The organism is Acinetobacter sp. FL, assembly GCF_040744925.1.
GTDB lineage: Bacteria > Pseudomonadota > Gammaproteobacteria > Pseudomonadales > Moraxellaceae > Acinetobacter > Acinetobacter radioresistens.
The window spans coordinates 153744-167648 of sequence record NZ_CP160437.1 but is presented as its reverse complement, the minus strand read 5'-3'; the positions used below and the strand labels follow the sequence as shown (position 1 = coordinate 167648).

Genomic DNA, 13905 nt, shown 5'->3' with positions numbered 1-13905 from the left:
TGAGTTTAGACGATCCCGTCTATCAGTTCCTTCAATTGGTCTAGCGTGCCCGATATAACAAATAACTACCACCGATAAACATCAGCAGAATCGGGAAAAAGACAAACCAGACTGGAGAAGGTGAATAGACCAGACTGGCATAGCCAAGAAAATCCTGCAGATAGTAAAAGCCGAGACCGATAAACAGCGCAATAACCAGCCGGAAGCCCATCGATTGCTGACGTAAAGGACCGAAAATAAATGAGCAGGCAATCAGTACCAAGGTAATCAGGGCAAATGGTGAAGCCAGTTTCTGCCAGAAGGCCAATTGATAGGTTTTGGGTACTTGACTGTATTCCTCCATATAACGTATGAAGCTTATTAGTTGACTTGGAGATAAATCTTCTGGGTCTAGTGTTACCATATGGACATATTTAGGTTTTAACGCCAGTGCAAGAGGCTGCTGTTCAGCAATATGCTGTACTGCATTCCCGGCTTCCAGAATGTCTACCTGTACAGAATTCTGTAAACGCCATTGGCCATCTTGTTCAAACTGGCCAGAGTCAGCATTCAGTAAAGCCTGCAAGCGGTAATCCTGATCGAAGTCGACTACCTGTACATTACGCAGATTTCCTTGCGAGTTAGCATAATCAATATAAATAAAGCGCTGGCCTTCCCGGCTCCAGTAGCCTTTGACTTCGCCCAGCTGTGCAACTGAACGGTGACTTTTTACACTTTCGGCACGCTCATTAGTTACAGGAATAACCCATTCACTCAAGGCAAAAGATAAAATCACCAGTAATAAGGCTGAACGCATTACCCAGCCAACAATCCGCCAGAGACTGATACCGGCGGCACGCATGATAATTAATTCACTGTTTGAAGCTAGCGTCCCTAAACCTAAAACTGCACCGATCAATGCCGAAATCGGTAGAATTTCATAAATATAACGTGGTGCGCTCCATAACACATACAATAGTGCCTGCCAGGCATTATAGCCTTCTTTCAGATTTCCAAGCTCCCCCAGATAGGTAAACAGGACCTGCAAAATAGATAGCACGACGGTTGCCCCCAGCATGGCGAGCGCTGTGGTTTTGGTAACATGTTTTGCAACAATTCTACGTGCCAGCATTAGGATCTTACTCGCTTGATCTGTTTCTTAAGTTTAGGGGCCAGTTTCTGCTTTCTGGAAAAGAGAGCGCCAGCAACAGCATATACTAGCAAAACTGCCGGATAGGCCCAGATTCCGATTTCATCCTTACTGGCCCGGGTTTTAATGGCCATCAGCGCTACAATTAGACTGGCAAAAATAAGCAAAGCCGGAAATAACTTCATGTAGCGTCCCTGGCGTGGGCTAACCTCAGAAAGCGCCATCGCCAGAATTAATGCGACCATAATGGCAAACGGTACAAATATCCGCCACCCCAGTTCACTTGCCACCACCGGGTCAGCCCGCTGCTCCCAGAGTTTACTGGTGGTAAGTGCAGCAACATCATCACTTTCAAAATTTGCAGTCTTGTCATTTTCCAAACGTAACCGGTAACTTTCAAACTCTGCCTGTGAATAGCGCGGTTGACCCGGATAAATCTCGTAACGGCGACCCTGCACCAGATCAACAACATTGGCGCTGTCATCCATCATTTCTACCCGGGTAGCTTCCTTGGCCAGAATCATGACATCAGGTTTACCCGGCTTTTCTGCCCGTTGATAAAAAAATATCTCTTTTAGGTTTTTATGATCTTCTGAAAGTGAACCGGCATAAATCGTATAAGGACCTGAAGAAATAAATTCTTTAGGCCTGACCAGATCAAAACCGGTACGCACAGCCTGACTGGTGGTCAGCTGCTCAAACTGGCGGATTCCCCATGGCGACATCCACAGCATCAATATGCTCTGTACCAGCATATAAACCAGTGTCAGGGGAATTAGAAGACGTGCTAGCCGGTTACGGCTAATACCACTTCCGTTCAGCACTGCCATTTCATGGTCAACATAAAGACGGCCAAAAATCAGCATTAAACCGATAAAAAATCCCAGTGGAAGAATCAGGGTCAAGAATTCCGGTAAACGGTAGCCAATAATACTCAGCAGAATACTGGCATCAAGCCGTCCTTGCGCTGCGACGCCGAAATACTTGATCAGACGCCCGCCCATCATGATCAGGGTCAATAAGGCAATGACCACCAGTGAAGTCGAAACTACTTGCTTGACGAGATAACGCCGGATAATCAAAGTTAATCTTCCAAAAAGGCCAATCGGAACTAGCGCTAGTTTACCCGAATGTTAAAAATATAAAACCTGTCACGGACTTGCTCATTGAAACGCTATCAAAGGAAATGTTTCAATGGTTTAATAAATCAAGCTATTGAATAGGCATGAAAGACATATGAAACTGACAATTAATACCTCTTCCTCTACTCTGACTTCCAGTCAACATCTGATCATTCTGACTGATGCTGAAAACCTTGAACAGCCTGCCACAGCCTACCAGTTCAATGAACTAAAGGCTTTAATAGACGCGACACAGTTCAAGGGTAGTTTGAATGAATGCCTGCCATTAATCGCTCAGACTTCAGCTCATCAGAATGCTGTACTGCTGGGGCTCGATAAGGTAAGTGAGTTCAAAACAGCCAAGTTAGCAAAAATCGCACAAACTGTTATTAAATCTACACAAAAAAAATTCAAGCACATCACTATTGATATTTCAGCACTACCTGATGAATTTCACTACCTTTTTGCTCTTGGACTGACTCAGGCGGCTTATCAGTTTGATGAATTTAAATCAAAGAAAAATGAGTTCCTGCTGGAACATATTGAACTGGTTGCACCTCAGAGCAGTCTGAGCCAGCAACAGTTAACGCTTTTACATGCCGTACAGTCGGGACAAAATTTTGCTCGGGATTTAGGTAACCGTCCGGGCAATATCTGCTTTCCTGAATATCTGGCTGAACAGGCACAGGCACTGGCGGCTCAATATCCTGATCTGTTAAAAGTTACTGTACTTAATGAACAGCAGATGGCTGATCTGGGCATGAATGCTTTTCTGGCTGTAAGTAAAGGTTCAGACCGTCCGGGCCGTGTCATCACATTGGAATATAAAGTGAAAACCGAAGAGGCACCAGTAGTGCTGGTGGGTAAAGGTGTTACCTTTGATACGGGCGGTATTTCACTTAAACCTGGTTTAGGTATGGATGAAATGAAATTTGATATGTGTGGTGCCGCTTCGGTATTAGGGACCATACGTGCACTGTGTGAAGCAAAACTGCCAATTCATGTTATTGGAGCAGTTGCGGCTGCTGAGAATATGCCTTCCGGACACGCTACCCGTCCGGGTGATATCGTTACCACCATGAGTGGCCAGACTGTCGAAATCCTGAATACTGATGCTGAAGGCCGTCTTGTACTCTGCGATACCCTCACTTATGTAAAACGTTTTAATCCTGCACTGGTGATTGATATTGCTACTTTAACCGGGGCATGTGTTGTAGCGCTGGGTAAAGTACTTTCTGGCCTGTTTACACCAGATGATGAACTGGCAGCCGAAATTACCCGTGCCGGAGAGCAGAGCCATGACCGTGTATGGCGTATGCCGGTTCTGGACGATTACCAGGAACAGCTTGACTCGCCATTTGCAGATATGGGCAATATTGGCGGGCCACAGGCCGGTTCAGTGACTGCAGCCTGCTTTTTGCAGCGCTTTACCACAGATTACCGCTGGGCACATCTTGATGTTGCCGGTACTGCGTGGTTATCTGGAGCAGCAAAAGGCGCAACTGGCCGCCCTGTTCCAATGCTGATGCAATTTTTAGCAAACCGTGCAGCGGCTAATGGCTAAGGTCAGTTTTTATCTGTTTGAAAAAAGTCAGGAACGGCAAGTAGAAAGTGCTTGCCGTTTATGCCGTAAGATCTTGCGGCAGCCTGCCAGAATCTGGCTATATTGCCCCGATCCAAGTATGCAGCAGCAGCTGGATGAAGCATTATGGAGTTTCGATACAGCCAGTTTTATTGGTCATGGCATTGACCAGGTTAATGCATCGGTGTGTATTTCTGCCGAGCTGCCTGCTGAATTAGACTGGCTGGTGTTTAATTTTTCTGACAAAGCGCTTGGTCCAGTTGAAGAATTTGGACATATAATTGAAATTATTGAAAACAATGAAACTGCCAAGCAAACTGGTCGGGAAAAATATAAAACTTACCGGCAACTGGGTATTCAACCCCGCACATTTAAACTGTAAATCAGCTTTATACCATATACATGAAATGATCTAGAGGAGAATCAGGTGGCCCTTAATATTGGTCAAGACTTTAAAAAGCGCTGGCTGGATACTCCGGAACCTGTCCGGCAAGTATATGAAGATGACCTCAAGCGAATCTGTGAATTACTGCGACCAGAAACTTCTATCCAGAACTGGCAGGCAAGAGAGCAGAGAGCTCAGCTTGAATCACAGCAGAGAATTGAAACTGCTTACGCTGAACTCAAAGCAGAACTGCTGGAACAGGCCCGTATTCGCAAACAACGGGCTCTAGAAAAATCTCTGGCGAAAAAACGCGCCGACCAGGCTGCTTATAATGCCGGGCTATATGAAGATGAAGCTCGTCAGTTTCATCAACAGACTGAGCAGCTGTATATTTTGAACCAGATGCTGAGTCAGGAAACACTGGAGTACAGTTCACGTTATCATAAAAATCCTGAGCTTCCAGCCATTGATTACGCCCAGAAATATTTTCTGAAAGTTCAGGATGAACAAATTCTCACTGAACTTGAAAGTGTACGCCTGCGTTTAGAGCTTGAAGCAGATACCCAGATCGAACAGGCGGTGAGTGCCTTTCGTGCCAGGTTACAGGCAGCAGCTCATGAAGAGATCGAATACATCCTGAAAAATACAAAGTTTAAAACATCTATCCAAGATTAGATGCTTAAAACCGGTAAGGCTGGTGAGCTCTCATAAAACTGGCATAGCAACAAGGTAATGCAATAGATATATACTGCCGGAATCGTGCTCATTACAGCAGTAGGACCAGTTATCAGATGCTCAGAAAGATTTATAGATGCACTCAACCAGCCCGCTCTCTGCTCATATTTCACAAATTTCTATGGGTGAACAGTGGACTGTCTCCGCACAGGATTGATTGATCAGCCGTGCAGATTTTCTCTCTATATCTGTATTTTTATCTCATGCATCTGAAACAGGCTGATTTAGACTGAAAGAAACTACCATTTTAAAAAGCCCAGCAATATATCCTGTACTCACTATGATCAAATTTTAATATAAAAAACCGGTCATAATGGCCGGTTTTTTATATTAAAAGCAAATTATTAAGCTTATTTCAAGAAACCATTTTCTGCCAGAAATGCCATACTGATAGAAGACTCAGGTTTCTGTTCAGCAGCTTTATCACCTAGCAACAAACGTTCAATGTAGCGTGCCAACACATCTACTTCCAGATTAACTTTGCTGCCTGTTTTCCAGGTACTGATATTGGTGCGCTCGGCAGTATGCGGTATCAGATTCAAGCTTAAGATATTACCACGCAGATGATTAATGGTCAGGCTGATACCGTCTACAGTGATCGAGCCTTTTTCGGCCAGATACTTGGCAATTTCTTTTGGAGCAGTCACTTCATAGTAAACAGAACGTGCATCTTCACGGACCAGGGTAATTTCACCAACCGCATCAACATGGCCACTGACAATATGGCCACCGAAACGCGTAGTCGGTAGCATAGCCTTTTCAACATTGACCGGTTGTCCGACTTTCCATTGCCCTAATGTAGTACGGTTTAAACTTTCTCGTGAAACATCCGCTGCATACCAGTTCTCGCCCCATTCAATCACGGTCAGACAGATACCATTGGTCGCGATCGAGTCTCCCAAATTTACATCAGACATATCAAGGTCAGTCTGAATCCGTAACCGTACATCTCCGCCTACGCTCTGCAGGCTCTGTACTTTTCCAAGACTTTCAATAATGCCTGTAAACATAGATCTCTTCTCTTAAATAATTTACCACAGGGCTAATTGCGTACTGACGCCGGAGGTATCTACACCACCAAGTTCAGCAAAATGATAAAGCTGGCTGAGCAGCTGACGTAAAGGCGGACCGGATTTGGCATGGGTATCGGTAATGACAATAAACTCAAGTACACGTGCCCGCTCTGACTGACGCTGCTTGCTGACCCGATAACGTGGTACATCCTGCGTGAGCAGTGTCACTTTGCCACGCTCCAGATTAGCCTTCAGCAAATCCTTGGCTTCTATATTACCATCAGTTGAATAACTGGTCAGAATATAGCGTGCATTAATCGTTGACAGCAGCTTTTCATAAGCTTTTTTAGCATGTTTGGATGAATTGTATGGACTTGGACGTTCTTTGCGCCAGGCACGGTCAATCCCACTTTTATAGCCTTTGGTATCCGGGCTCGGCAAGTCCACCTGGTCCCATAAAGTTAATGCATTTAATACATGATAGTTACTGCTATAGGCATGCTGGTTATAAGGCGGATCCAGATAGGCGACATCGACCTCGAAGCTACTCATCTGATTAGCCAGATGCTGGGCATCTACACACCACATTTCAGCAGCCGGCTTGTTCGGCTCACCTACTTCGCAGAAACGGCCAGGCGTTAGCCACAATAATGATTCAATTCGTTCCAGGGCTGTTTGGGTCTTTCCTCCCCAGCCCTGATGAAAACTTTTAAATACACCACTGGTATTACTGACAAAACTGGCAGAATAAAGTAAGGGCGCAAGCAGGGCACTCATCTCAACATCATCAATTGCACCTTGTGCCTGCCAGGTTGCAATCTGCTGGCGAATAGCGTCAATACGCATACCGTTGCGACGCTTAAAGAACAGTCTATCACGAGTCGGATCATAAACTTCGTCATTACGCGGACACAGATTATGGGTCACCCAGCCTTTGACTTCAGGCAAACGGTTTAAATAATCAATTGCTTTTTGATAGCCGCCCAGCTCTTTAAAAGCAGGCGCCTCTACACAGGACAAGATTGCATGATTCAGTGCATGACTATAAGGTTCCCAGTCATTGGCAATCACACGATAGCCATTTTGACGGGCCAGACGTGAAACCACTCCGCTACCAGCGAAGAAATCAGCAAAAATCGGGGCACGTTTATTGCCCTGATTCAGGGTACCAGTAATTTCAAGTGCTTCTAAAATCAGGTGGAGTAGTCGGCGCTTGTTACCCAGATAAGGAACCAGCTGATGAAAAAGATATTCATCTGTCGTGCGGGCGGCATGACGACGCTTGTGATAAACCGAAGACTCTGAATTCATACTGTCTCTTGAGTAGGGATTAACCTTAAGCGGAGATCATCACCTACAATTGTAGCATCTTCCAGCTTAAAACGAAGTTGCTCAGCCATACTGATAAATTCAGCATTAAACATCGCACGGGCAGATTGCCCCAAAAAAGTGGGTGCAACATAGCTGATCATCTCATCAACCAGTTTTTCCTGCAAGAAGGCAGAAGAAAGCGTTGCTCCCGCTTCAACCAGCACATCAAAAATCTGATACTGGTTACATAAGGTCTGTAATAACCCTTTTAAAGGCTGTAACGGTAATTGTATCACGCCTAAGTCGGCAAGTTCCTGCCGGAAGGGTCCCATTACCATAAGTTGTTCCGGACTAGCCAATATTCTGGCCGTTAACGGTAACTGCCCCTGACGGTCCAGTACCAGCCGTTTGGGCTGCACAACGGTCTGCAAATCAGTTCCGGGTAAACAACGTACATTCAGCTGGCAGTCATCAGCCAGCACTGTCTGTATACCGGTAATCACTACTCCTGAAATTGCACGCCAATGTTGCACATCCTGCCGGGCAGCTTTACCTGTGATCCATTTTGACTCACCTGAAGCCATTGCTGTACGACCATCGAGACTGGAAGCTACTTTGAGGCGTACATAAGGCATGCCTACAGCCATGGCTTTCAAAAAGCCGCAATTAAGCTGTACCGCTTCATTTTCACAGATACCACTCTCCACATCGATACCAGCTTGTTTTAAAATGGCTATACCCTTACCTGCGACCAGCGGGTTCGGATCAGGGCAGGCAATTACTACTTTTTTTAATTGATGTTTGACCAATGCTTCTGCACATGGAGGAGTACGGCCATAATGTGCACAGGGTTCCAACGTGACATATGCAGTTGCGTCTTGAGCCTGCTCACCCGCCTGACGCAACGCAAATACCTCGGCATGAGGCTGTCCCGCGCGTGGATGATAGCCTTCACCAATAATTTGGCCATCCTTGACAATTACACAGCCAACATTCGGATTGGGCTTGGTTGAATACTGACCGAGACGCGCAAGCTCAATGGCACGCCGCATATAAAAATAGTCTTGGTCAAGTCCGCTATTCACTACCTTTCTCCGCTTCTGTTAACGTTGCTGCATCTGTTCAATTTGGCGCCGAAATGCCTCAACATCCTGAAAGTCCTGATATACCGATGCAAACCTTACATAGGCTACATGGTCCAGTGCAAACAGAGACTGCATGACGATTTCACCGATAGTCTGCGATTTAACATCACGTTCACCCAAGCGACGGATTTGAAGCTGAATATCGCTCAGTACCGTTTCAATCTGCTCTTGAGTCACCGGGCGTTTTTGCAGGGCATGCATCAGGGAACGACGAAGCTTGGCCTCATCAAACGGTTCATTTTTTCCATTGGATTTAATGACACGCGGCATGACGACTTCATAACTTTCGAACGTCGTAAAGCGCTCACCGCAATTGATGCACTCTCTTCGCCGGCGGATCTGGCAGCCCTCGGCAGCAAGACGCGAATCAATGACTTTACTGTCTGCGGCATTACAAAATGGACAATGCATAGACTTGAATAGAAATGATCAACTTAACCTAGTGTAGCAAAAATTCTGCATGTTGCTGCACTTTCGCCAGTTCTGCCATAAAAAAACAGCCCCGTAGGGCTGCCTGTCATTATGTTTCCGCTTATTCGATACGTTCACCATGCTGGCTTAAATCCAGCCCCATACGTTCATCGTCAGAAGAGACACGCAGGCCAATCACCAGATCAATAATTTTTAGAATCACGAAGGTCAAGATGCCGCTATAAGCAATAGTCGCCAGCACACCCTCTACCTGTACCCACAACTGTTTCACCATGTCGGTAGGAACTGCATCACCCATAATCAGTTCACTGGCAAATACACCGGTTAAAATTGCCCCGACAATACCGCCTACTCCATGCAGGCCAAAGGCATCCAGCGAGTCATCGGCTTTGAGTAACCGTTTAAGAGCTGTAGTACCCCAGAAACATGATACGCCACCAATCAGCCCCATAATTAATGCGCCACTTACTGTCACAAAACCTGCGGCCGGAGTAATGACCACCAGACCAGCTACCGCTCCTGAAACAGCACCCAGTACTGAGGCCTTGCCACGTACAAATTTTTCTGCCACCAGCCAGGCGATTGTAGCTGCGGCTGCTGCCACCTGAGTCACGATCATAGCGTAGCTTGCTGCTCCATTTGCACCCAGTGCAGAGCCGGCATTGAAACCAAACCAGCCTACCCACAACAGGCTGGCGCCCAGAATAGTGAGAGTCAGATTATGTGGCGCCATAGATTCACGGCCCAATCCCATCCGTTTACCCAGCATATAGGCAGCCACCAGACCTGCTACACCAGCATTGATATGAACTACAGTACCACCAGCAAAGTCCAGCGCACCATCATTGGCTAACCAGCCACCACCCCATACCCAATGGGTAATTGGGGCATAGACCAGCACCACCCAGAATGCAACAAAAGTAATAAATGCGCCAAATTTCATCCGCTCGGCAATCGAACCGCTGATGATAGCTACCGTAATAATGGCAAAGGTCATCTGGAATACAATAAACAGAATTTCCGGGATGGTGCCTTGCACAGCAGACGGCCCGATTCCCATAAGCATGAGCTTGTCCAGTCCACCAACAAAGGCATTACCTTCGCTGAATGCCAGACTATAACCAATCACAATCCAGACTATACTTACTACGGCAGTAGCCACAAAGCTGTGTGCCATTGTACTTAAAACATTTTTCTTGCGGACCATACCGCCATAGAACAGAGCCAAGCCTGGAATTGTCATTAGCAGAACGAGTGCAGTAGAGATAAGCACCCAAGCGGTATCACCTGAATCGGCCTGCGCCTCTTCTTCGGCAGGAGCTATATTAGCCGGCTGTTCGGCCGGAGTTATTATTGTAGAGTCAGATGAAGTTGAAACCACAGTTTCAGTAACGGCGGAATCAGCTGGTGTTGGTTCGGCCCAAGCCGCTGATCCACCTAAAAGTGCGCCCGACAGACTGAGCGCAAGCAGCATTTTTTTCATTTGTGTCCCCCAACCTTTATTTCTGAGTTATCAGTTACTCAGCAAACTTTATGCCAACTTAGACAGCATCTGGTCCTGTTTCGCCAGTACGAATACGGATGACCTGTTCCAGATTGGTCACAAAAATTTTCCCGTCGCCAATTTTTCCTGTGCTGGCAACACGGGTAATAGATTCAATCACTGAATCCACCAGATCATCACTGATCGCAATTTCGATTTTTACTTTTGGCAGGAAATCAACAACATATTCTGCACCACGGTATAGTTCAGTGTGGCCTTTTTGACGTCCAAAGCCTTTGACTTCAGTGACAGTAATACCTTGAACACCGATGTCAGACAGGGCTTCACGCACGTCATCCAATTTAAATGGTTTTACAATTGCAGTTACGAGCTTCATTTCAGTTTCCTTCGGCTTGTTTCACCAGTAAGGTTTTATGTTCAATTTTCATGCCAAGAATCTCTAAAGGTTGGGGAAAATAGAAGTTTTTGGCATGAGACGTACGCTTGATTATACTTGATCAGCTTGAGTAAACTTTAAAAAATAAACATTTTTATATGTAATTTTAACTCGTTCAATATATAAAATTTTATATGTACTCAACAGGCTAGGGTATACCCCTCAGCAGTGTTAAAGTATGCCCATATTTATAATTTTCTGGATTCCCTATGATTGAAACCCTATTACAGGCCATTCTTGAGCAGATAGACCAACCTAAAAAAGATATTGAGAAAAATCTAAGGGCTTTATTAAATGAAGCTGTAGAAAAAATGGATCTGGTTTCTAAACAGGAAATGGAACGGCAGCGTGTTGCCCTACAAAATGCCAATTTGCGTCTCGAACAGCTTACGCAACAGGTCAATATGCTGGAAGAGACTTTAAAGAACAAAAAATAAGCACTTTAACAGTGCACTTGAAGACCATAATCAACAAAAATAAGATCATAACGGAACAATAAAATGTCTTTTGCCAAAATTTACACCCGGGGGGTGCTGGGGCTACATGCGCCTTCTATTGAAGTTGAAGTTCATGTGAGTCAGGGGCTTCCCTCCCTGACTATTGTAGGCCTTCCTGAAGCTGCGGTACGTGAAAGTAAAGATCGGGTTCGCTCGGCGATCATTAATAGCGGCTTTCAGTTTCCCACCAAACGCCTTACTATTAACTTGGCTCCTGCCGATTTGCCCAAAGATGGATCACGTCTGGATCTACCGATTGCCTTGGGGATTTTGGTTGCTTCGGGCCAGCTCCCTGAACAAAGTACAGAACAGATTGAATTTATTGGTGAACTGGCTCTAGATGGCTGCTTGCGTCCGGTAAGCGGCACACTGGCAATTGCCATGGCGTGTCAAAAAGTACAGCATCAGCTGATACTGGCAGAAGCAAATGCAATGGAAGCAGCGCAGCTCCCTGACTTTCAGGTCTACGGAGCACAGCACCTAAAACAGGTTTGCCAGCATTTACTACAGCAACAGCCATTATTACCGGTTAAAGGTAAACTATCTGAAGCTGCTCAAGATTATAAACTGGATTTGGCAGATATTAAGGGGCAACTGCGCCCACGGCGTGCTTTGGAAATTGCAGCAGCAGGCGGTCACTCTCTACTTTTTAAGGGCCCTCCTGGAACTGGAAAGACCCTGCTGGCTTCAAGGTTACCCAGCATTTTACCTCCGCCCAATGCCCAGGAAAATCTTGAAGTTGCCAGTATCTATTCAATTGCCAATGTTCAGCATCCCTTTGGACAACGGCCTTTTCGGGCTCCACACCATACTGCATCTGCTATTGCGCTGGTCGGCGGCGGCTCGCAACCCAAGCCTGGTGAGATCACTCTGGCACATTTAGGTGTTTTATTTCTAGATGAGCTTCCTGAATTTGACCGCAAAGTACTGGAGGTTTTACGTCAGCCACTCGAGTCTAAGGAAATTGTTATTTCTCGGGCTTCCCGGCAAATGACTTTTCCGGCCAACTTCCAGTTGGTAGCAGCTATGAATCCTTGTCCATGTGGCTATGCATTTAATCAGGATAACCGTTGCCAGTGTTCAGCGGATGCAATTAAGCGCTATCAGAACCGTATTTCCGGTCCATTGCTGGACCGGATTGATCTGCATATTGATGTGCCACCCTTGCAGGCGCATGAACTCCAGCAAACTACACCTGCTGAGAATTCAGACACAGTCAGGAAACGTGTCATTTTAGCTTATGAACAGCAGCTCCAACGCCAGAGTTGCCTTAACCAGCTGCTTTCCCCTAAACAGCTCGAACTGCATGCACAGCTGGACCAAAGCTCACTACGTATAATTGAAATGGCACAGCAACGACTCAATCTCTCTGCCCGTGCTTATCACCGGGTTTTACGTGTAGCCAGAACCATTGCTGATCTGGCACTTTCCAAAGAAATCCAGACAAGTCATTTAAGTGAAGCGCTTTCTTACCGCAGTCAGTCCTGAACTAAAAAAGCCAAGACAGATTCAGATCAGCTTGGCTTTTACTTCTGAGAATGCTTAAAAACTGTATTTTAAGCCAAGTACCACTTTATTCTTTTGTTTATCATCCATACGGTCATATCCACCAATAATATAATCCAGACTCATATTGGCTCCGGTATCTCCTAAAGGGTGACTTAAACCGACAGTAAAATGTCTGAAATTGAAATCTTCTGTCGTCGTAATAAATTCGTCATCATCACCATAGTAATAAGCGCCCAGAGCAAAATTTGCAGTAAAAGCTTGTGGTAAAGCCCGACTGTAAGTGGCTAGCAGATAGGTATCACCCTGATTACCCCAAGTGGTATTTTGGGTCAGCGTCTGGGCAGTAATACCAAAATCTTTATAATTTAAGCCAAGCAGTGTTTCAAAGCCGTCAGAGTCAACATCTGAGTTATAGTAATAATAGTAAGTACCGCCTATCGTGAAGCCGGTATCTTCATTGATTGAACCTTTATAACCCAGATAAAAATCATGCTCAAAAGAGTCACCACCCTCATAGCTTTCGGTCAGTGGATCGTAATCAGCCAAAGAATAGTCCAGACTGGAACCCCAATACCCCGCATAAAACCCAGATGGATGGCTATAATCCAGCCCACCTTGTATAGTTGCACCCGAGTTCTCAGGAACATTCGTCAGACCACGCAGGTTATAGCTGGAAAATACTCCGATATTTCCGGTAACCTCTCCCGGAAAAGGAAAAGGCCGGGTTTCTTCTGCGAGACTTAAGCCAGAAACTCCACTGATAACTGTAAAAAGAGCAGCTTTAAGAATATTTTTTGACATCTTGTATCCCCTTTAGAGAGTGGCGTATATTGTTTGGTTTGTTTTTAAAATTCACGCCTAAGACTTAGCAATAGTTATGCCAATTTATTGTTTTTAAGATGATCAAATAATAATAAATTAAAGTTTGCTATTCGACTGGGTCCTACTTAAAAAATCGAATAAATGTCTAAATAACAAAATCTACTTCAGTGGGCCTTATTATTTTTAATAATGTAAACAGAATACTGTGACTTTGGTTGTGAATTTTAATTCAGATAAAGCGATACACTTTTTATTCAAGACCATAATTCAAGTTAATAATAATG

General features: G+C 45.2%; 14 protein-coding genes. 5 read left to right on the top strand and 9 right to left on the bottom strand.

Annotation, left to right across the window (positions count from 1 at the left end):
• Nucleotides 1-40: 40 nt before the first annotated feature.
• Both lptG and lptF read right to left on the bottom strand, forming a co-directional pair.
• A complete protein-coding gene (gene lptG / locus ABZP31_RS00775) occupies nt 41-1111 on the bottom strand; it encodes an LPS export ABC transporter permease LptG (RefSeq protein WP_034685833.1) in 1071 nt (356 codons plus the stop codon).
• Nucleotides 1111-2211, bottom strand: coding sequence for an LPS export ABC transporter permease LptF (gene lptF / locus ABZP31_RS00770; RefSeq protein ID WP_034685830.1), 1101 nt, complete (start codon nt 2209-2211; stop codon nt 1111-1113). Before lptF ends, lptG begins: the two co-directional genes overlap by 1 nt.
• A gap of 154 nt (nt 2212-2365) precedes the next feature.
• On the opposite strand from lptF, the gene ABZP31_RS00765 reads away from it, so the two are divergent.
• The 3 genes from ABZP31_RS00765 to ABZP31_RS00755 are packed head-to-tail and all read left to right on the top strand — an operon-like array spanning nt 2366 to nt 4892.
• Nucleotides 2366-3814 (top strand): leucyl aminopeptidase, encoded by a 1449-nt coding sequence (locus tag ABZP31_RS00765; RefSeq protein ID WP_005022952.1) that lies wholly within the window; start codon nt 2366-2368, stop codon nt 3812-3814.
• The gene (locus ABZP31_RS00760) at nt 3807-4214 is read left to right on the top strand and encodes a DNA polymerase III subunit chi (protein WP_034671028.1); all 408 of its coding nucleotides are present in this window, start codon (nt 3807-3809) and stop codon (nt 4212-4214) included. Before ABZP31_RS00765 ends, ABZP31_RS00760 begins: the two co-directional genes overlap by 8 nt.
• A 45-nt stretch (nt 4215-4259) precedes the next feature.
• Nucleotides 4260-4892, top strand: coding sequence for a hypothetical protein (locus ABZP31_RS00755; protein ID WP_111280134.1), 633 nt, complete (start codon nt 4260-4262; stop codon nt 4890-4892).
• A gap of 410 nt (nt 4893-5302) precedes the next feature.
• Here ABZP31_RS00755 and ABZP31_RS00750 read toward each other — a convergent pair whose 3' ends face one another.
• The 6 genes from ABZP31_RS00750 to glnK all read right to left on the bottom strand — a co-directional run bounded on the left by ABZP31_RS00750 (nt 5303) and on the right by glnK (nt 10733).
• A complete protein-coding gene (locus ABZP31_RS00750; protein ID WP_005017171.1) occupies nt 5303-5962 on the bottom strand; it encodes a riboflavin synthase in 660 nt (219 codons plus the stop codon).
• A 21-nt stretch (nt 5963-5983) separates the two neighbouring features.
• A complete protein-coding gene (locus tag ABZP31_RS00745; protein WP_005017173.1) occupies nt 5984-7276 on the bottom strand; it encodes a DNA adenine methylase in 1293 nt (430 codons plus the stop codon).
• Entirely contained in the window at nt 7273-8328 is a 1056-nt protein-coding gene (gene ribD / locus ABZP31_RS00740; RefSeq protein WP_051005726.1) for a bifunctional diaminohydroxyphosphoribosylaminopyrimidine deaminase/5-amino-6-(5-phosphoribosylamino)uracil reductase RibD, read from the bottom strand. The genes ABZP31_RS00745 and ribD overlap by 4 nt, the downstream gene beginning before the upstream one ends.
• Before the next feature lie 51 nt (nt 8329-8379).
• Entirely contained in the window at nt 8380-8832 is a 453-nt protein-coding gene (gene nrdR / locus ABZP31_RS00735) for a transcriptional regulator NrdR (RefSeq protein ID WP_005017176.1), read from the bottom strand.
• 121 nt (nt 8833-8953) lie between these two features.
• On the bottom strand, nt 8954-10336 hold the full coding sequence (locus ABZP31_RS00730) for an ammonium transporter (protein WP_026444025.1): 1383 nt from the start codon (nt 10334-10336) through the stop codon (nt 8954-8956).
• Nucleotides 10337-10394: 58 nt separating this feature from the next.
• On the bottom strand, nt 10395-10733 hold the full coding sequence (gene glnK / locus ABZP31_RS00725; protein ID WP_005017180.1) for a P-II family nitrogen regulator: 339 nt from the start codon (nt 10731-10733) through the stop codon (nt 10395-10397).
• A gap of 269 nt (nt 10734-11002) precedes the next feature.
• Here glnK and ABZP31_RS00720 point away from each other — a divergent pair, with 269 nt between their 5' ends.
• Together ABZP31_RS00720 and ABZP31_RS00715 are read left to right on the top strand one after the other, a co-directional pair.
• On the top strand, nt 11003-11230 hold the full coding sequence (locus ABZP31_RS00720; protein ID WP_005017183.1) for an accessory factor UbiK family protein: 228 nt from the start codon (nt 11003-11005) through the stop codon (nt 11228-11230).
• 63 nt (nt 11231-11293) lie between these two features.
• Entirely contained in the window at nt 11294-12778 is a 1485-nt protein-coding gene (locus ABZP31_RS00715) for a YifB family Mg chelatase-like AAA ATPase (protein WP_026444024.1), read from the top strand.
• 54 nt (nt 12779-12832) lie between these two features.
• Here ABZP31_RS00715 and ABZP31_RS00710 read toward each other — a convergent pair whose 3' ends face one another.
• Entirely contained in the window at nt 12833-13600 is a 768-nt protein-coding gene (locus tag ABZP31_RS00710) for a TorF family putative porin (RefSeq protein WP_005405856.1), read from the bottom strand.
• Between the last annotated feature and the right edge of the window lie 305 nt (nt 13601-13905).